Source organism: Chitinophaga sp. 10T418 (assembly GCF_056394125.1).
Genome location: NZ_JBFTHG010000004.1, coordinates 572,756 through 590,007, shown reverse-complemented (window position 1 = coordinate 590,007; position 17,252 = coordinate 572,756). Strand labels below are relative to the sequence as shown.

The 17,252-nt window shown below is 44.3% G+C and carries 17 protein-coding genes; 11 read left to right on the top strand and 6 right to left on the bottom strand.

What is annotated here, in order from left to right:
* Positions 1-57: 57 nt before the first annotated feature.
* Positions 58-1,194, top strand: coding sequence for a methionine aminotransferase (locus AC1DCV_RS14655; RefSeq protein WP_477023825.1), 1,137 nt, complete (start codon positions 58-60; stop codon positions 1,192-1,194).
* Positions 1,195-1,339: 145 nt separating this feature from the next.
* On the opposite strand, the gene AC1DCV_RS14650 is transcribed toward AC1DCV_RS14655, so the two are convergent.
* The 3 genes from AC1DCV_RS14650 to AC1DCV_RS14640 all read right to left on the bottom strand — a co-directional run bounded on the left by AC1DCV_RS14650 (position 1,340) and on the right by AC1DCV_RS14640 (position 4,260).
* A complete protein-coding gene (locus AC1DCV_RS14650) occupies positions 1,340-2,020 on the bottom strand; it encodes a carbonic anhydrase family protein (protein WP_477023824.1) in 681 nt (226 codons plus the stop codon).
* Between the two features lie 94 nt (positions 2,021-2,114).
* The gene (locus AC1DCV_RS14645) at positions 2,115-3,764 is read right to left on the bottom strand and encodes a SulP family inorganic anion transporter (protein WP_477023823.1); all 1,650 of its coding nucleotides are present in this window, start codon (positions 3,762-3,764) and stop codon (positions 2,115-2,117) included.
* Positions 3,765-3,966: 202 nt separating this feature from the next.
* Positions 3,967-4,260, bottom strand: a complete 294-nt coding sequence (locus tag AC1DCV_RS14640) for a hypothetical protein (protein WP_441578145.1) — start codon at positions 4,258-4,260, stop codon at positions 3,967-3,969.
* Between the two features lie 377 nt (positions 4,261-4,637).
* On the opposite strand from AC1DCV_RS14640, the gene AC1DCV_RS14635 reads away from it, so the two are divergent.
* The 4 genes from AC1DCV_RS14635 to AC1DCV_RS14620 all read left to right on the top strand — a co-directional run bounded on the left by AC1DCV_RS14635 (position 4,638) and on the right by AC1DCV_RS14620 (position 10,062).
* Complete coding sequence (locus AC1DCV_RS14635; protein ID WP_441578144.1) at positions 4,638-4,976, top strand: PadR family transcriptional regulator; 339 nt, start codon at positions 4,638-4,640, stop codon at positions 4,974-4,976.
* Positions 4,977-5,010: 34 nt separating this feature from the next.
* A complete protein-coding gene (locus tag AC1DCV_RS14630) occupies positions 5,011-6,774 on the top strand; it encodes a PspC domain-containing protein (protein ID WP_477023822.1) in 1,764 nt (587 codons plus the stop codon).
* Positions 6,775-6,949: 175 nt separating this feature from the next.
* Positions 6,950-9,085, top strand: coding sequence for a ferrous iron transport protein B (feoB, locus tag AC1DCV_RS14625; RefSeq protein WP_477023821.1), 2,136 nt, complete (start codon positions 6,950-6,952; stop codon positions 9,083-9,085).
* A gap of 44 nt (positions 9,086-9,129) precedes the next feature.
* A complete protein-coding gene (locus tag AC1DCV_RS14620; protein WP_477023820.1) occupies positions 9,130-10,062 on the top strand; it encodes a M28 family peptidase in 933 nt (310 codons plus the stop codon).
* 73 nt (positions 10,063-10,135) lie between these two features.
* Here the strand turns inward: AC1DCV_RS14620 and AC1DCV_RS14615 are convergent, their stop codons facing one another.
* Positions 10,136-11,587: a S41 family peptidase gene (locus tag AC1DCV_RS14615; RefSeq protein WP_477023819.1), complete on the bottom strand. Its 1,452-nt coding sequence runs from the start codon at positions 11,585-11,587 to the stop codon at positions 10,136-10,138.
* Between the two features lie 67 nt (positions 11,588-11,654).
* On the bottom strand, positions 11,655-12,305 hold the full coding sequence (locus AC1DCV_RS14610) for a hypothetical protein (RefSeq protein ID WP_477023818.1): 651 nt from the start codon (positions 12,303-12,305) through the stop codon (positions 11,655-11,657).
* 164 nt (positions 12,306-12,469) lie between these two features.
* Between AC1DCV_RS14610 and paaA the strand changes: the two genes are divergently transcribed.
* The 5 genes from paaA (at position 12,470) to nadD (ending at position 15,783) form a co-directional block, all read left to right on the top strand.
* A complete protein-coding gene (gene paaA, locus AC1DCV_RS14605) occupies positions 12,470-13,468 on the top strand; it encodes a 1,2-phenylacetyl-CoA epoxidase subunit PaaA (protein ID WP_477023817.1) in 999 nt (332 codons plus the stop codon).
* A gap of 38 nt (positions 13,469-13,506) precedes the next feature.
* A complete protein-coding gene (locus tag AC1DCV_RS14600; RefSeq protein WP_133807807.1) occupies positions 13,507-13,875 on the top strand; it encodes a 1,2-phenylacetyl-CoA epoxidase subunit B in 369 nt (122 codons plus the stop codon).
* Positions 13,872-14,636 carry a 1,2-phenylacetyl-CoA epoxidase subunit PaaC gene (paaC, locus tag AC1DCV_RS14595; protein WP_477023816.1) on the top strand — a complete coding sequence of 255 codons (765 nt, stop codon included), beginning with the start codon at positions 13,872-13,874 and terminating at the stop codon, positions 14,634-14,636. The genes AC1DCV_RS14600 and paaC overlap by 4 nt, the downstream gene beginning before the upstream one ends.
* A gap of 3 nt (positions 14,637-14,639) precedes the next feature.
* Positions 14,640-15,131 (top strand): 1,2-phenylacetyl-CoA epoxidase subunit PaaD, encoded by a 492-nt coding sequence (gene paaD / locus AC1DCV_RS14590; protein WP_477023815.1) that lies wholly within the window; start codon positions 14,640-14,642, stop codon positions 15,129-15,131.
* Positions 15,132-15,213: 82 nt separating this feature from the next.
* Positions 15,214-15,783, top strand: a complete 570-nt coding sequence (gene nadD, locus AC1DCV_RS14585; protein WP_441578135.1) for a nicotinate (nicotinamide) nucleotide adenylyltransferase — start codon at positions 15,214-15,216, stop codon at positions 15,781-15,783.
* On the opposite strand, the gene AC1DCV_RS14580 is transcribed toward nadD, so the two are convergent.
* The gene (locus AC1DCV_RS14580; protein WP_477023814.1) at positions 15,780-16,838 is read right to left on the bottom strand and encodes an AI-2E family transporter; all 1,059 of its coding nucleotides are present in this window, start codon (positions 16,836-16,838) and stop codon (positions 15,780-15,782) included. The genes nadD and AC1DCV_RS14580 overlap by 4 nt on opposite strands.
* Before the next feature lie 216 nt (positions 16,839-17,054).
* Between AC1DCV_RS14580 and AC1DCV_RS14575 the strand changes: the two genes are divergently transcribed.
* Positions 17,055-17,249 carry a YtxH domain-containing protein gene (locus tag AC1DCV_RS14575; RefSeq protein WP_166649869.1) on the top strand — a complete coding sequence of 65 codons (195 nt, stop codon included), beginning with the start codon at positions 17,055-17,057 and terminating at the stop codon, positions 17,247-17,249.
* Positions 17,250-17,252: the final 3 nt, after the last annotated feature.

Here is a 17,252-nt window from a genome sequence, read left to right as displayed (position 1 = left end):
TGAAAGCAACTTGCTTTGCTACTAAATGCCTAAATTTCAATATCAAAAAAAGTATAAATGGTCTCTAAACTGCCCAATGTAGGCACTACTATATTTACCGTCATGTCCGCATTGGCGGCCACCCACAAAGCCATTAACCTCTCCCAGGGATTTCCGGATTACGATTGCAGCGATGAGCTCAAAGCGATGGTGAATGAAGCCATGCAACAAGGCCATAACCAGTATGCTCCCATGCCCGGACTGATGCCACTCAGATCCGCCATCGCAGAAAAAATCAGTCATCTTTACCAGCAAACCGTTAACCCGGATACCGAAATCACTATTACCCCGGGAGGTACTTACGCCATCTTCACCGCTATTGCTACGTGTATTCATCCTGGTGATGAAGTGATCATTTTTGAACCTGCATACGACAGCTATATTCCCAACGTATTGGTAAACGGGGGCATACCTATCCTGATATCGCTTTCATTTCCTGATTACCGTATTAACTGGGCGGAAGTGCGCAGCAAGATAACTCCCCGCACAAAAATGATTATGCTGAACACTCCGCATAATCCTACCGGAAGTATTTTACAGGAAAACGATATACAGGAACTGGAAAAGCTGGTGGCAGAATTTAACCTGCTGGTATTATCTGATGAAGTGTATGAACACCTGATATTTGACTGCGCCACCCATCATAGCATTTTGCGTTACCCTGCTATTTACCGCAACAGTTTTGTTACTTTTTCCTTTGGCAAAGTATTTCATAATACCGGCTGGAAAATGGGCTATTGTGTAGCACCGGAGCACCTGATGAAAGAGTATAGAAAAGTGCATCAATATCTCTGCTTCTCAGTAAATACCCCCATGCAATATGGTCTGGCTAAATTCCTGGAAACACCTTCACACTACCTGGAGCTGCCGGCATTTTACCAGCAAAAACGAGATTATTTTCTGCAACTGATGAAAGATACCCGGTTTACTCCGCTATCCAGCGAGGGAAGCTATTTTCAGCTGATGAAGTACGACCGGATTTCGGAAGAAGGAGATAAAGATTTTGCGATCCGCATGACCAAAGAATTTGGTGTAGCGGTGATCCCGGTATCCGCATTTTACCAGGATGGAAAAGATGATCATGTAATCCGTTTTTGTTTTGCTAAAAAGCAGGCCACACTCGAACAGGCTGCTGCAAAGCTCCTGCACATATAAAAGGCATCGGACTGCAAATAAAAAAAGGAGGCTGTTAATAACTGTTTGATCAATTGCCTTTAAATAAATTGATCAAACGGGTTATTAATGCCTCCCTTTTTTTTATGAAAAAGCAAATTTATTCCCGGCTATAAAAGGCGGCTTATTAAACAGCTACCGCTGCAGCTGGTTCCGCAGGTCTGTTGTTTTCCAGTATAAGCGTGTTCTCCTTGAAGCTCACGATACCGGTTTCTACATCATACACAGCCCCGATGATGCCAACTTCTCCTTTCTGAATCATTTCACGCAGAATATTGCTTTGTTCCATAATGGCCTGTACAGAACGTTCTACGTGAATATTGTTTACCGCCTCCACAAATTTACTGTTGTGGGAATTACGATCGTTTTTTACTGTTTTTTCTGCAAAAACGGCGGGTGCTATTTTATTCAGCAACCCGGTGAGGTTGCCCATTTCTATGGCATCGCAGGCTCCTTTAATGGCGCCACATTTGGTATGGCCCAATACCACGATGAATTTTGAACCGGCTACTTTACAGGCATATTCAAGACTACCGAGTACGTTATCTGAAATAACGCCACCGGCTAAACGTATACTGAAAATATCGCCCAGTCCCTGGTCAAAAACCAGTTCTGCAGAAGTACGGGAGTCCATGCAGCTCACAATAGCCGCCATGGGCCACTGTCCGTCAGAGGTATCATTCACCATCTGCAGCAGGTTACGGTTCAGGCGAAGGTTATCCACAAACCGGCTGTTGCCGGCTTTCAGTAATTCTAAAGCCTTTTTAGGTGTTATATTGGATTGAGATATTTTATTGAGTGTTTTCATGATTGTCATTTTTAAAAATTGAAAAAACATGAACGGATAAAAGCATGGTATTCCGTTTACATTTGAATCGGCGCGGAGGCGTATGCCCCGGATATTAGTTTAACTGCAATTCTTTCAGCAACTCTTTGTGGTTACCGGAAGAAATCGTGTGAACCAGAGGAGACGTCAGCCTGGATTGCTCTTCAGCTGTGAGATCGGGTGTATTTTGAATATTATACACCGTTTTAAACCCCGTCAGGATTACTTTAATATTTTTTTGTGGTGCTTTGATGTCTTTGAATTCGCGAATGGTTTGCAGTACATCAAAATCTATATACGCTGTTTTATGTGCATCTATTACCAGCGTGATATTATCGGGCATATGATCCAGCGTGAGCAGGATGCTGGCTTTATTCAGGAAAGAAACTTCCTGGGCCAGTTCCAGACGGATACTGTCGCCGCTATGGTATTTTTCCTTGCGGAAATAATAGGAGCTTTTCATATTACCACGTAAAATGGCCAGTACGCTTACTACCATACCGAGTGCAATACCAATCAGCAGATCAGTAAATACAATCGCCACAACAGTAACCGCAAACGGCACCCACTGGTATTTGCCGTTTTTAAACATCTCTTTAAAGATGGAAATCTTACACAGCTTATACCCCGTTACGAGCAATACTGCGGCGAGTGTAGCCAGCGGAATTTTATTTAATACCACGGGAATAAGTGCCGCACAGGTCAACAGTAATGCACCATGTACCATGGTAGACATTTTAGTTTTACCACCTGCGTTGATGTTGGCGCTGGAACGAACAATCACGGAAGTGATAGGCAAACCACCAATTAAACCGCTCACGATATTACCAATACCCTGGGCTTTCAGCTCACGGTTAGGAGAGGTATAGCGCTTCATTGGATCCAGTTTATCGGTTGCTTCCACATTCAGTAATGTTTCTACAGACGCTACAATCGCAATGGTTACCCCGATAATCCACACTTCTTTATTAGTGATAGCGTTGAAGTTGGGGAAGGTGAACTGGTTTACGAAATCACCAAAGCTGGCAGGTACCGGTAAAGATACCAGGTGATTAGATCCCAGTGCCAGCAACTCGCTGCCGGAAAATGCTATATTCAGCAAAATGCCGGTAATTACTGCTACCAGCGGCGCTGGCACTACATTGAGTTTCGGGATCTTGCTCCAGTACAGAATAATGAAAATGGATATAATGGTAATCAGTGTTGCGCCAATGCTGATATGATTAACAGCAGAAAGCAGGGCACTGAAAGTATTGTCGCCATCTATCTGGAAAAAGGTAAAATCGCCTTCAGTGTTGGCATCATAGCCAAAAGCATGGGGCAATTGTTTCAGTATAATAATAATACCAATGGCCGTAAGCATCCCGGTGATAACATTGGAAGGGAAGTAGTTGGCTACAGTACCGGCTTTTATCAGACCCAGCACCAGTTGAAGCACGCCGGCAATAACCACAGAGAGCAGGAATACGTCGAACGCGCCTAACTTGGTAATGGCTACCAGTACTACTGCCGTAAGACCGGCCGCAGGGCCGCTTACACTCAATTGCGAGCCGCTCAGGAAGCCGATGACCAGGCCACCCACGATACCGGAAATCATACCGGCAAACAGGGGAGCACCAGAGGCCAGCGCTATGCCAAGGCACAGTGGCACCGCAATGAGGAAAACAACAAGGCCGGCAGAGAAGTCGCCTTTTATATTAGAGAATAATGATGTTTGCTTGTTCATAAAATAAGCTTTTCCGTTAAGGGATCGCATTTCCGGATAGCAGCATTTGCCGCAACCGTGGAAACAATCAGATAGAATAACACTACCATTGGGACCCGATGCTCGTATTACGATAACGGATACACGAATTCCTGGTAGTAATTGAATGAATAAATAAAAAGAATAGAAAAATCAGCGGTTGTGATCACAACTGCTTTGGGAATTATGCGATATGCATATTGGGAGGGGGGGCGTGTATTTCCTGAGCAGGGTTGCTTGGAATATCTTCCATTAAATGATATTGAAGAATACCAATAATGAGCAGTGGGTTAAATTGAACTTCATCAAATTGCTTGCAGAATTTCAGTTCCTTGGCAATTTTGATGTGGTCTCCACCACAATCAACAGGATGCTCTTCCACAATCTGATTATTAAACAGCAGTTTCCCTACTTCCTTGATTGGAAGTAATTGAGACACCATTAGTGCCAAAAGGAATATGCCGATAATTTTCTTCATGTGTATTTTACGCTTGTACAAATGTAATTGAGGGAAAGCACAAATTGCGATTTGTAGCCATTAAAAAAATGTTAAAGCAATTTAACACTAAAAAGGCTTATTTCAACCTAATTTCCGTTTATCCGTGCTAAATACCGTTCATCACTTTTATCGCTATCAACTATATTATTGTTTTTTTACGAAGATGCCTACCTGTATTGCTTTTTACCCACTTTTTCAGGTAGCCTTCTAAGCAAGTTATTTTGCTTTCTATGGTATTCGGTATTGCATAGTAGTAAATATTCCCTACTTTTGTATCGTACAATTGAAATAATAGCTATTACAACTATAACTGATCAGAAACCACCATTAAGAAAAAAAACTAAAGCTCACTTGCCATGAACATTGATAACACACAATCGCAGATGAGGAAGGGAGTGCTGGAGTTTTGCATACTGTCCATCATTAAGCAAGGAGAAGCTTACCCGTCAGATATCATCGAAAAGATGAAAGAAGCGAAGCTGGATATCCTGGAGGGCACCCTTTATCCTTTATTAACAAGATTGAAAAATGCAGAGCTACTCACGTATCGCTGGGTAGAAAGCAGTTCAGGTCCTCCAAGAAAATATTTTTCCATGACGGATAAAGGGGAGGCCTTTTATCAGGAACTGGAAAGTACCTGGAACGAACTGGCTAATGCAGTACATCAACTAACACAAAGCAGTACCCCTCTTTAAGAGAAGACTTACCTAAAACCTAAATGAACTAGTAATGAAAAAGATAATCAACATAAACCTGTCGGGCCGACTTATCCCCATCGAGGATAGTGCGTACGAGATACTTAGCCAGTATCTGGGTAGCCTGAAGAAATATTTTTCGAAAGAGGAAGGTGGGGATGAAATTGTGTCTGACATTGAAAGCCGTATTGCTGAAGTTTTCCATGATATACTGAAGAAAGGCGCACATTGCATTACAGATGCTGATGTAACAGCCGTAAAAGCTTCCATGGGCACACCAGAGCAATTTGATGATGCTTCCGGAGAAGGAACTAAACAACAACAAAGGGATGACGCTTCAGACGCAGGATATATACCTCGTCCCCGTAAACGCCTTTACCGTGATCCGGAAAACAAAGTACTGAGTGGTGTATGTAGCGGTTTGGGCGCTTATTTTAATATTGATCCGGTGATCTTCCGCATCATCTTCGCCCTGCTGGCCATTGGTGGTTTTGGTACCGGTATCCTCGTATACTTCATTCTCTGGATAGCTACTCCGTCTGCTGATACCGCAGCGGAGAAGCTGGAAATGAGAGGCGAAAGAGTAGACCTGAATAATATCAGATCTACCATCCAGGAAGAATTAAATCATATGAAAGGCCAGGTGAAAAATGTAGGAGAAGATATCCGAAATTTTTCGCAGGGCCGCGGCAAGCAAGTAGGTAGTGATATTGAACGCTTTTTTGTGAACCTGGCAAGTGGATTAGGTAAAGTGTTGGTAGCCGTTACCAAGGGGTTCTTTTATTTCTTTGCTGTAGTAATGCTGATCTGCCTCATCGTGGTAGGAATAGCTATGGCAGTATCTTCCGCGGCCCTTTTCCCCTTGAAAGATCTTTTCCTCAGTGGTGCTCAGAACTTCTTCATATGGCCAGCCATCGGCTTACTGATAGGTATTCCGATTGTGGCACTGGTAATATTTATCATCCGTAAACTCACCGGTGTAAGAGAAACAAACCGTTATGCTGGTTATACTTTAATGTTCCTTTGGTTGCTCGGACTGGCTTTTGCAGCCGTAGTGGTATCCTCAGTAGTGAAAGACTTCAGAAGACCCGCTACAGAAACGGAAACAATAGCCATTCAACAGCCATCTAAGGGTAAACTGATCCTGAAAAAGGCACCAGGTGGCATCCTGACGGAAGGAGATGATGATATGCATTTCGGTTTCTTTGATGACCATTTGCTGGTAGCCGATGATACCGTACTCATTAACTACATCCGCATAAGAGTGGAAAAAAGCCCGAACGACAGCTTTGGTGTAGAAGTATCCCGCTTTTCAAGAGGCCGCAATGTACAACAGGCAAAAGAACTGGCACATGATATCGCATTCCGTCTGAATCAGAATGACTCTATCCTGTACCTGCCGGAAGGATTCTCCCTGTCTCCGCATTCTAAATACCGCGGCCAGCGTGTTACGGTAACCATAAGAGTACCGGTAGGCAAGAACATAGAAATAGATCGCGAAGTATATCGCAACTATTCTTTCAGCCGGTATAGCTCTGATGATGATAACTGGGATAATGATGATTATAATAATGACGGTGAAGGCCCGCTTAATCTGAAAATGACACCAGATGGTACCAATGACCTTAACGAACCTAAGCCAGCTCCTCAAAAAGAGCACAATGACTCCACAGGAGAAGGATATCGTTACAAAGGCCCATCTGCTCAAAATGCAGTTAAAGCAGTCAAAAAGACAGCAGCATTAGACGGAAGCGTTTCTTTCCTGGCCTTTCTGATGGTGAATAAATACAACAGCTAATAGCATAATTGCTTAATTATAAATCAAGTGAAGTGAAAACGCCGCCATGTTTTCACTTCACTTTTTTTTAACATACCCTTTCTGAGATTTTCCCGATCGGATCATTCATCCCTATGATTAATGTTTAACTTTGCATATTCAGCTCATTATATTAAATAATAGGATAAGACAAGGAATGCAGGCTCCCATAAACATCGCGCTGGTAGGAAATCCGAATAGTGGTAAAAGTTCCCTTTTTAATGCGCTCACCGGTTTAAACCAGAAGGTGGGCAATTTCCCGGGAGTAACGGTAGACAAGAAAACCGGAACAGCTCAGATAGTACCTGGCGTCACCGCCAATATCATTGACCTGCCTGGAACTTATAGCCTGTACCCTAAAAGTGCAGATGAATATGTGACCTATGATGTGCTGATTAATCAGAACAGCAATGATACCCCCCGCCTGGTTATTATAGTGGCAGATGCTTCCAACCTGAAACGTAATCTCCTCTTTTGCTCCCAGATCATCGACCTTAAGATCCCTGTTATCATTGGCCTGACCATGATGGACATTGCACGCAAAAAAGGAGTGGAAATAGATCTGGACGGACTGGAAAGAGAATTAGGCGTACCTGTAGTGGCCATTAATCCACGTAAGAATAAAGGAGTTACTGAAATTAAAAAAGTAATAGACCTGGCTATACGTTCGCAATACAGAACGCCCCCCAGAGATTTTATCAATAACAGCGCACTGGCCAGAGAGGTGATTGAAGAAGTGAAGAAAGCTGTACCCGCCTGTAAAAGCGATTACGGCGCTTTACATATTGCCGTTAACGTAGATGACCTGTCATTTATCAGCAGTGGTGAGAAACAGGCCATCAAAAATGCACTGCAAACGTACCAATTCAATAAAACCAAGATACAGGCAGAAGAAATTATGCAACGATATGCCCGCATCAAGCATATCATGAAGGCAACGGTAGTGGAAAATGATCCGCTGCAAAAACAATTGCGTTCAGAAAAAATTGATGACCTGTTGCTGCATCGTTTCTGGGGATACGCCATTTTACTGGTGGTGATGTTCCTCCTGTTCCAGAGCATTTTCTGGCTGGCTTCTTATCCAATGGACTGGATTGAAGGCAGTTTTGGCGCACTGAGTGGCTGGTTAAGCAGTACGCTGCCCGATAATAAAGTCACCGATTTCTTCATAAATGGTATACTGGCGGGTATCAGCGGTTTTGCCGTATTTATCCCTCAGATCATGATCCTCTTTGGGCTGATCACCATCCTGGAAGATACCGGCTACATGGCCCGTATCAGCTTTTTAACGGATCGCTTAATGCGACAGGTAGGATTGAATGGTAAGTCTGTAATGCCGCTGATCAGTGGTGTGGCTTGTGCGGTGCCGGCTATTATGGCTACCCGTACCATTGAAAATAAAAAAGAACGCCTCATCACCATCATGGTGACACCATTAATGAGTTGCTCTGCCAGGTTACCTATTTACACCATGATGATTGCGCTGGTTATTCCGGACAAACGTGTGTTGGGTATTCTCGGCTTACAGGGCCTGATCATGATGGGATTATACCTGTTGGGCTTCTTTATGGCCATCTTTATTGCTGCTGTCATGAAGTTGTTTGTGCGCATTAAGGAGAAGAGTTATTTTATCATGGAATTGCCGGTGTATCGCTCACCACGTTGGGCAAACGTTGGCACCACCATGGTAGAAAAAGCAAAAATATTTGTACGAGATGCCGGTAAAGTGATTGTAGTCATATCTGTGATCTTATGGTTCCTGGCCTCTTATGGCCCCGCCAGCAAAATGCAGCCGGTACATCAGAAATACGAACAGTTATTATCCAAGGTCGCTCCGGACTCAAAGGAAGCCACCATATTGAACAAAGAATTCCAATCGGCCAGGTTATCCAACTCGTATGCGGGAGTACTGGGTCATGCTATTGAACCGGCCATCCGCCCCCTGGGTTTTGACTGGAAAATAGGCATTGCACTGATCACGTCTTTCGCCGCCCGTGAAGTGTTTGTAGGCACCATGGCTACCCTTTACAGTGTGGGAGAAGATCCCGAAAATAATAATGCCACATTGCGCGAGAAGCTGTCTTCTGCCACCTGGCCTGACGGAGCGCCTGTATATACCCTGGCTTCCGGGTTGTCGTTAATGCTTTTCTATGCATTTGCCATGCAGTGTATGAGCACCATGGCGATTGTTAAACGGGAAACGAAATCGTGGAAATACCCTGTGATACAGCTTGTATACATGACCGCACTGGCCTATGTTTGCAGTTTCATCATCTTTAATATCTTCAAATAATATCTTGTACATTGCATTTATAGTTAATCGTAAATGCATTGTTTATGAAATTGCTCTGTTACAGCTTTTGCCTGTTATTTGCGCTCCCCCTAATGGCACAAACAGCCGTAGACTCTTCACAACTGATGAAGGACATACGCACGCTTTCTGCAGATAAATTTGAAGGCCGTAAAGCTGGATCCCGCGGCAGTCGCATGGCACAGTTTTATATCATTGACCGCTTTAAGAAGTTGGGCCTTGCGGCCTACCATGATACCTACGAATATTCATTCTATTTCCAGGAAGGAGATAAGAAGGTAATGGGCACTAACCTGTACGGCTATATTCCAGGTAAGTTAAGCACCGTAATAGTAATCTCTGCACATTATGACCATCTGGGTATAAAAGCCAATGCCAATGGCACCGATTCAATCTATAACGGAGCAGACGATAACGCTTCCGGTGTAGGCGGATTGCTGGCGATGGCAGCGTACTTTAAAAAACATCCTCCCCGTTATACCCTGATCTTTGCAGCACTGGATGGAGAGGAAGAAGGTTTACAGGGTGCGAAGGCTTTTGTAGCACAACCTCCTGTACCAGTCACGCAAATCCGCCAGAACATTAATATGGATATGATTGCCCACAACGACAAAAACCAATTGTATGTATGTGGTACGTTTCAATTTCCAGACACAAAGAAATATATTGATGAGATAGCTGCCCATAGTGGCGTGGAGCTGATAGCCGGTCATGATAGGCCGGATAGCGGTGCAGAGGACTGGACCCGGCAAAGTGATCAGTACGAATTCTTTAAACAAAAAATTCCCTTCCTGTACTTTGGTGTAGAAGATCACCCTGACTATCATCATGCAACGGACGAGTATACACGAATTAATCATTCCTTTTATTACAGGGCAGTGCAGACAATTTTAGACGTAGTGAAAAAGATGGATAGTGATATGCCGGAGAATAAATACAGTGGGGCAAAAATAATGTAGTGGTTTTACGGATGCAGCCATTTTTTCGGTAGAAGTATTACGCGAAAAAATGGCTGCATCCGCAAATAGTTTCCTATTTTTTGAATGTTTGAATCATGCCTTTAAAGTGAGTGGCATCCAATCTGTTAGCCGATGTACGGGCCAATCTGTTACCGGTGATTTTAGCGGAACGTCCCAGAGATGCAGCCGGTACGCCCATATCTACCAGTGAAGCCCGCAGCAAAGGATCTGCTAAATTTCCCCAGTCAGTGGTGTAGTCATCATCAGCCAGCACCTGCGGTTTTAAACCAGTGAAATAATCTCCTTCACCAGCGGCATTTTTAGTCTGAAAATTCACTGCGTACATGTCATAGCTACCAAAGGAAATACTGATAAATCCAACAGGTTTGCCGTAAGTAGTATCACCCACCAGTTTGGTTGTCATGGCTGGTTTCAGCACATTATACAGCATTTCGCTGGCAGACACCGTATTTCTTGTTACCAGGAAGTTGATCTTATTCAGTTCCAGTGCGCCTTCCTTTTGGAATTTAGCTGTTTTATACGTGGTGGCTTCCGCATAGAAAATATCTGTCCAGTTACGGGTAGGATAATAAGGGAGGGCCTTCATGTTTCTGAAATAACTACTGTAGTTATTGGTATTCACGTTGTTATTAAAATATTGGGAATACATCTCTGTATTCGATTTGGCAGCCGGCACCAGTTTGTTGGCCAGGTATTCGGCTGTTTCCAGCAGTCCGCCGCCATTATACCGTAGGTCAATAATAACCTGTTTTACGCCTGCTTTCGCAAAGGAATCGAAGGTGGTATCGATCGCTGTTTTTACATCTGCCAATGCGAGGAAGTTGTTGAAAACGAAATAGCCGATTTTGGTACCATTGAAGTCATATAAATGGGAATAAAGCACGGGGTTCACTTTGTATTCAGCMGCGGTTAATGTGTTTTGCTGCGGTGTGTTATCTGGTTTGAGAAAACCAAAGGTGGCGCTGGCGCTGGCAAAAGCATTATTCAACAGTTCATCCGTTGTACCGTCACCATATTTAAAACTGGTAACACCATTTACAGCGGTCAGTTTCCATCCGCGCTTGATGCCGGCTTTGTCTGCCGGAGAGCCGGGATATACATACACTACATACAAGGTAGTTTGGGTCTGATAGCCTACTTCAAAGCCTATATCACCTGCAATCCCTTGCTGGAGCACCCGGGAGGTACCTCCGTTATCCAAAAAGCTGTATCTGTCGAGGATGTTGTTAGCATTATCTTTTTTATAGGACATTAAAGCTTTAAACATCGCCTTGGGCGTTGAGTAACTGTTGGGTTTGAAGGTACCTGAATCTGGTAGCGCATCCGTCCACAGGTAAATGTCTTTGGAGATAAAGAAGATGCTGTCATTAATGCTTTTCGCTGAACCGTTATTATTATCGGGATCCCGGTTCCGGCCGCTGTTATTGTCCTTGTTACAGGCGGACAGTAGAAAGAGCATAAAGAGGCCTGTGGCCAGTGTTTGGTAAAGTTGGCTAGATCGCATGTATTCCTGTTTTGTGCAGTATAACCGGTATGGCTAAACGCAAGGGCATAGAAATTTCGGTTCGGTTCTAAAAGCTCATCTCTTCAATACCCAGTTCTTCAGGCAGTACGCCATTATTTCTAAGGCCTACATTCACTTTGTCCCGCCAGCGTAGTTGGGCCGCCGGATTCAGGCCGTGATTGGTTTCCTGGTCAAACTTGTATTGTAGCCGGTTCATTTCCCGGAATGATTGAAGATACTGATATTGTATGATACTATCATAGTCATCGCGGTTCAGGGCGGTTTGCCGGAGTTTTTGTTTGAACCGTTCTACCACCAGCCGGGTGATATCGAAATGCAGTTGTTCATGGGCCAGTGCGTAGCTGCTTTTGGCATCCGCTCTTACCCAGGACGCGCTTTTTATAAAAAACACCTGCAGGCGCAGGGTAATGCGCAGGGTATCATTTACCAGGTTACTATTGCCATCGTAGGCAAAGCTGGTATAGGCCACTGCGGCGCTAGGTCCGGAAGGTGATGGTTTAGCCAGGAAATCATCCCACTGCAGTTTTCTGTCAGGTGCATAAAAAATGGTATCTGAAACAGGGGAGGTGACGTCTTGTTTTTCCTCAAAATTCAGTTGTATCACGGTATAATGGCGGTGTTTCTCCGGAGAGGAACCCGGATGTTTGTGCCCATGGGGCAGTAACAGCAAGCACAGTATAGCGGTGTTGGGTAGCATTGGTAAAATAGACCGGACTAAAATTACTGTAATGCCCCGGCTATCTGTTTCACTGTGGGAAAATTTGGCGATTCTATAACATTTCTCCCAGCGGTTTTTGACAATGATTTCGGGCTAAAACGGGCTTTTTTCCGTAAATTACTTCCGACCAAAACAATCGCACTATGTACGGCGGTGGATATATTTTCGATGAACCCAACAGGAAACAGTTGAGGGAAGAAGAACAGCATGATGAGCCTGAAAAGCTCGCTGCATTTGAGGAACGTATTGCCAAAGGCGAAAAGATAGAACCCGGCGACTGGATGCCGGTGGAGTATCGCAGACAGTTGATACGCCTGATTGAACAACACGCTCACTCTGAAATTATTGGCGCATTACCAGAAGGCACCTGGATTACCAGGGCACCGGGATTTAAGCGTAAACTGGCGTTAATAGCCAAAGTCCAGGATGAAATAGGCCATGGACAATTACTCTATAATGCCGCTGAAACACTGGGTAAATCCAGGGAGGCCATGATCAATGATCTCCTTAGCGGAAAATCAAAGTATTCCAACGTATTTAATTACCCGGCAGAAACCTGGGCAGACGTTGCGGTGATTGGATTTCTGATAGACGCAGCAGCCATTGTAAACCAGGTAGCCAATGCAAAAGGTTCTTACGGGCCCTATTGCAGGGCGCTGGAACGCATTTGTTATGAAGAAAGCTTCCATCTGAAACAAGGTCACGATGCTTTCATTGAACTGGCTACTGGTACGCCGGCACAAAAAGCCATGTTGCAGGATGCGCTGAACCGTTGGTGGCAGCCTATTATGCATTTCTTTGGCCCTCCCGATAAAACGTCCAGCCACAGTGAAAAGCTGATGCAGTGGAAGGTGAAAATGGCCAGCAACGACGATATGCGTAATCAGTTCCTGGAATCTTATGTTCCTAAAATATGGGAACTGGGAATGACGTTGCCGGATCCCGCGCTGAAGAAAAATGCAGAAAGTGGTAAATGGGAATATACCGATCCTGACTGGGATGAGTTTTTCCGGGTCATCAATGGTGGTGGGCCTTGTAATGCAGAGCGTTTACAGGTGCGTAAATGGGCAGAAGAGCAAGGACGCTGGGTACGCAAGGCATTAATGAGACCCGCTGAAAAAAGAGCCTTGCCGGTAGCATAGCGCATCTATTTTACTTTTTAAAAACCACTCAATAATTCATGTCGAACGATTCTTTAGATCCCCGCGTAAACAGGCTGAAACTCGGCGAAGCGGGAGAGGTAGTGAAAGTGGAGGAAGGGGAGAACTGGAATGTATACGAAGTATTTCACCAGGAAAAAAGGGGGGCACACCATGAACACGTAGGTTGTGTACATGCTCCGGATCCACAGCTGGCCCTGGTATTCGCCAAAGAACAATTTGCCCGCCGCAAGAAATGTGTAAACCTCTGGGTGGTAAGAAGTGCGGATATACTTGCATTTGATGTGGAAGATGAAGATATGTTTGCCAACAATATGGAGAAAACTTATCGTGATGCCAGCGGATTTAAAGTGATGGAGAAGATCAATAAATTCAAACAGTCCAAATGATTAATAACGCAGCAATAACGGATCTGATCATAAAAATGGCCGATGATGAACTGATTCAGGGACATCGGAATTCTGAATGGACAGGGTTAGGACCTGTGATGGAAGAAGACATTGCTTTTTCTTCTATGGCGCAGGATAAAATAGGCCATGCCTGGGCTTTGTACCGCATACTTCATGAAGATCTTGGGGGGGAGCATCCTGACAGGTTCGCGTTTTTGCGACCGGAGAAGGAGTTTAAGTCGGCTCACCTGGTGGAAATGCCGAATGGTGAATATGACTTCAGCCTGATACGTCATTTTCTGTTTGACCACGCGGAAACAATACGATACGAAAGTTTGCAGGACAGCAGCTTTGAACCCTTCCGGCAACTCAGCAAAAAAGTAAAAGGTGAATTGAAATATCATACACTGCATGCCAATGCCTGGCTGATGCAACTGAGCAATGCAGGTGAGGATAGCTATATCCGTATGCAGCAATCGTTGAATGATGCTATTGCATTGGCTGCCGGCTTGTTTGAAGTATCACCGGCACATGAAGCAGCCCTGATAGCAGACAAGGTATACCCCGGCGAAGTAGCTCTCTATCATCGCTGGATGGATCGTATTTACCCGGTGTTGGTAAAGGCATCCCTGAATATCCCCGACATCAAGGACATTACACCGGTATTTGGCGGCCGGCAAGGGTTTCATACGGAGCACCTGCAGCCGTTGCTAAAAGAAATGAGCGAAGTGTTTAACCTGGATGCGGAGGCCAGCTGGTAAATAATGTCTCACAAAATAACAATAGCAGCAGTATATGAATCGCTGGAACATGTGATGGACCCGGAAATACCGGTGTTAAGTGTGATGGACCTGGGCATGATCACGGATGTGGAGGTGGGTAGTGCCGGCGTACACATCAAAATGATTCCCACTTTTGCTGCCTGTCCGGCAGTGAGTTATATTCAACATAATATAAAAACAACACTCGAAAGTGAACTCGGCGTCGCCGTAAGTGTTGAAGTAGATAAACAAGTGCATTGGCAAAGCAACCGGATGACGCCTGCCGCCAAAGAAAAATTGAAAAACTTTGGTATAGCCCCCCCGCAGGTATTGGCCGGAGAAGTGAGTGCAGAACTAATGCTGGAGGTTCCCTGTCCGCATTGCGGCAGTCAGCAAACCTACCTGCGCTCTCCTTTTGGGTCCACACTTTGCCGGGCTATCCATTTTTGCAAGGCCTGTGGACAAGTGTTTGAACAGTTCAAACCACTGGAATAAGCCTTATTTCTCCGTTCCCGCTTTAAATACCTATTTTTACACGCATTATTGATGTCGCCATTGGCAATTTATACGATGAAACATGAGAATAGGCTTGTATTTTGGGTCTTTTAATCCTATACACACGGGGCATTTGATCATTGCCAATTACGTAGCGTACAATACTGACCTTGATAAAGTATGGCTGGTGGTTTCTCCGCATAATCCGTTGAAACCCCAGTCAGCGCTGTTAAATGAGCATGACCGCTTCCACCTGGTGGAACTGGCGATCAAAGATGAAGTGCGGTTGCGCGCCAGCAATATCGAGTTCTCTTTACCCAGACCTTCTTATACTGTAGATACCCTGACTTACCTGGAAGAAAAATTCCCTACCCAGGAATTTGCCATCATTATGGGAAGTGATAGTTTTCAGAATTTACCCCGTTGGAAGAATTTTGAACAGATTGTAAAGAACTATCCCATTTATGTATATCGCCGGCCCGGACATGAGATTACAGATACTTTCGGGGCAGAAGTAGAAATACTGGAAGCGCCCATGCTGGATATCTCGGCAACAGATATCCGTAAATGGATAAAGGAAGGAAAGTCCGTACGGTTCATGGTGCCGGACAATGTTATTCATTATATCAATGAGAATAATTACTACCGTTAATGATCGGTATTTTTTGTTTCCTTCTTTTGGGCGGCCAGGTCTCTTCTTTTCACCACAAACTCATTCCCGTAAATTTCCAGTAGCAGGATAAACATTGAGATAAGTAATGGGCCGAAGATCAGGCCGATAAAGCCAAACAGACTAACGCCTATGATTACACCGAAAATAGTAATCAGCGGATGTACGTCAGCAATTCGTTTCGCTAACAGCATACGGGCAATGTTATCGGAAGTACCTACCACCCCAAATCCATATACCAGTATCGCAATACCCTGCCAGGTGTTGCCTACTGCCAGCAAATAAACACCCAACGGCACATATACTGCCGCGGCACCAATCACTGGCAACATGGCTGTAAAACAGGTCACAACAAACCAGAAAAAAGGCTGCGGAATTCCAAAAATCAAATAGCCGATGAGGGAAATTATGCCCTGCACAATTGCAATAAGCGGAATACCTACGGCGTTCGCAATTACCAAAGTGTTGAACTCTTTACCCAGTCTTTCCACATTTTTATCTTTCAGGGGGATATATTCATACAGGTTCTCTTCCATTTTCCGGCCATTTACCAGCATAAAAAAGAGAATAAAGTACATCATCGCAATAGCAGTAAGGGTATTAAAGGTGGCCCCCAGGAAGCCTGGCAGCACTGCTGTTAAATTTTCCTGCAGTTTCTGCAACCGTTCATTGGTCATTAAGCTGAAGCCCAGACTCTCTTCCAGTCTGGCATTGGTTTGTTTAAGACTGTTGATCAGCTCTGTAGAGTGATTGGCGGCATAGGCTATTTTGGCCGTGAGCATGTTAATCAGCATACTAACCGGCAGCAGGATGATGAGAAAGGAGAGCACCATCATCAGTGTGGCAGCAAGACTTTTATTCCATTTTCTTTGCTCTGTTAGTCTGAACATCCATTTCCGGCAAATGACGTACAGGGTTACTGCGCCAAGAAAGCCGGGGAAAAAGGTAAACATCTCCATAAAAAGGAGAATGCCCAGGAACAGGATCAGGAGTAGAAAACCAATTTGTTTAAGACGGTCATTGTCAAGATAGCTCATAGTACATAATATCGTGTAATTATCTGGTATGTCAAAAAGCAGACCGGTTGGGTGCTGTGAAGCTTTTATGACCAGTAAACAAAATTACGCAGTGCTTGTTCTTAAAGCGGAGGTTTAACATTTTAGATTTGTGTAACTTCCATTTATGGAATAATGTTTGTTGAATCGCTAGTACGAAAAGAAAACCTAATTTATAACATCTTTAAAACCTTAGTTATGAGTACAAGTTCCAAAGCCGTTGTTTCATTTATTGTAGGTGCAGCCGTAGGAGTTGCTGTAGGTTACTTCCTGAATTCAGATAAAAAAGATGAACTGGTAGAGAAGCTGAGAGACCAGTCTGATAAGCTGAAAGAAAAATGGAGAAAGAAAAAAGATCAATTTCAGGATGAGTTAGAGAACGAGTTGGCGTAAACC

What these genes read in the sequence shown, in the direction of transcription:
- AC1DCV_RS14580 (WP_477023814.1), bottom strand. Translation starts at nt 16,838, where the DNA reads ATGAGCTATCTTGACAATGACCGTCTTAAACAAATTGGTTTTCTACTC.
- AC1DCV_RS14645 (WP_477023823.1), bottom strand. Translation starts at nt 3,764, where the DNA reads ATGAACAAGCAAACATCATTATTCTCTAATATAAAAGGCGACTTCTCT.
- paaA (WP_477023817.1), top strand. Translation starts at nt 12,470, where the DNA reads ATGTACGGCGGTGGATATATTTTCGATGAACCCAACAGGAAACAGTTG.
- AC1DCV_RS14635 (WP_441578144.1), top strand. Translation starts at nt 4,638, where the DNA reads ATGAACATTGATAACACACAATCGCAGATGAGGAAGGGAGTGCTGGAG.
- AC1DCV_RS14610 (WP_477023818.1), bottom strand. Translation starts at nt 12,305, where the DNA reads ATGCTACCCAACACCGCTATACTGTGCTTGCTGTTACTGCCCCATGGG.
- AC1DCV_RS14650 (WP_477023824.1), bottom strand. Translation starts at nt 2,020, where the DNA reads ATGAAAACACTCAATAAAATATCTCAATCCAATATAACACCTAAAAAG.
- AC1DCV_RS14630 (WP_477023822.1), top strand. Translation starts at nt 5,011, where the DNA reads ATGAAAAAGATAATCAACATAAACCTGTCGGGCCGACTTATCCCCATC.
- AC1DCV_RS14600 (WP_133807807.1), top strand. Translation starts at nt 13,507, where the DNA reads ATGTCGAACGATTCTTTAGATCCCCGCGTAAACAGGCTGAAACTCGGC.
- AC1DCV_RS14655 (WP_477023825.1), top strand. Translation starts at nt 58, where the DNA reads ATGGTCTCTAAACTGCCCAATGTAGGCACTACTATATTTACCGTCATG.
- nadD (WP_441578135.1), top strand. Translation starts at nt 15,214, where the DNA reads ATGAGAATAGGCTTGTATTTTGGGTCTTTTAATCCTATACACACGGGG.
- AC1DCV_RS14640 (WP_441578145.1), bottom strand. Translation starts at nt 4,260, where the DNA reads ATGAAGAAAATTATCGGCATATTCCTTTTGGCACTAATGGTGTCTCAA.
- feoB (WP_477023821.1), top strand. Translation starts at nt 6,950, where the DNA reads ATGCAGGCTCCCATAAACATCGCGCTGGTAGGAAATCCGAATAGTGGT.
- AC1DCV_RS14575 (WP_166649869.1), top strand. Translation starts at nt 17,055, where the DNA reads ATGAGTACAAGTTCCAAAGCCGTTGTTTCATTTATTGTAGGTGCAGCC.
- AC1DCV_RS14620 (WP_477023820.1), top strand. Translation starts at nt 9,130, where the DNA reads ATGAAATTGCTCTGTTACAGCTTTTGCCTGTTATTTGCGCTCCCCCTA.
- paaC (WP_477023816.1), top strand. Translation starts at nt 13,872, where the DNA reads ATGATTAATAACGCAGCAATAACGGATCTGATCATAAAAATGGCCGAT.
- paaD (WP_477023815.1), top strand. Translation starts at nt 14,640, where the DNA reads ATGTCTCACAAAATAACAATAGCAGCAGTATATGAATCGCTGGAACAT.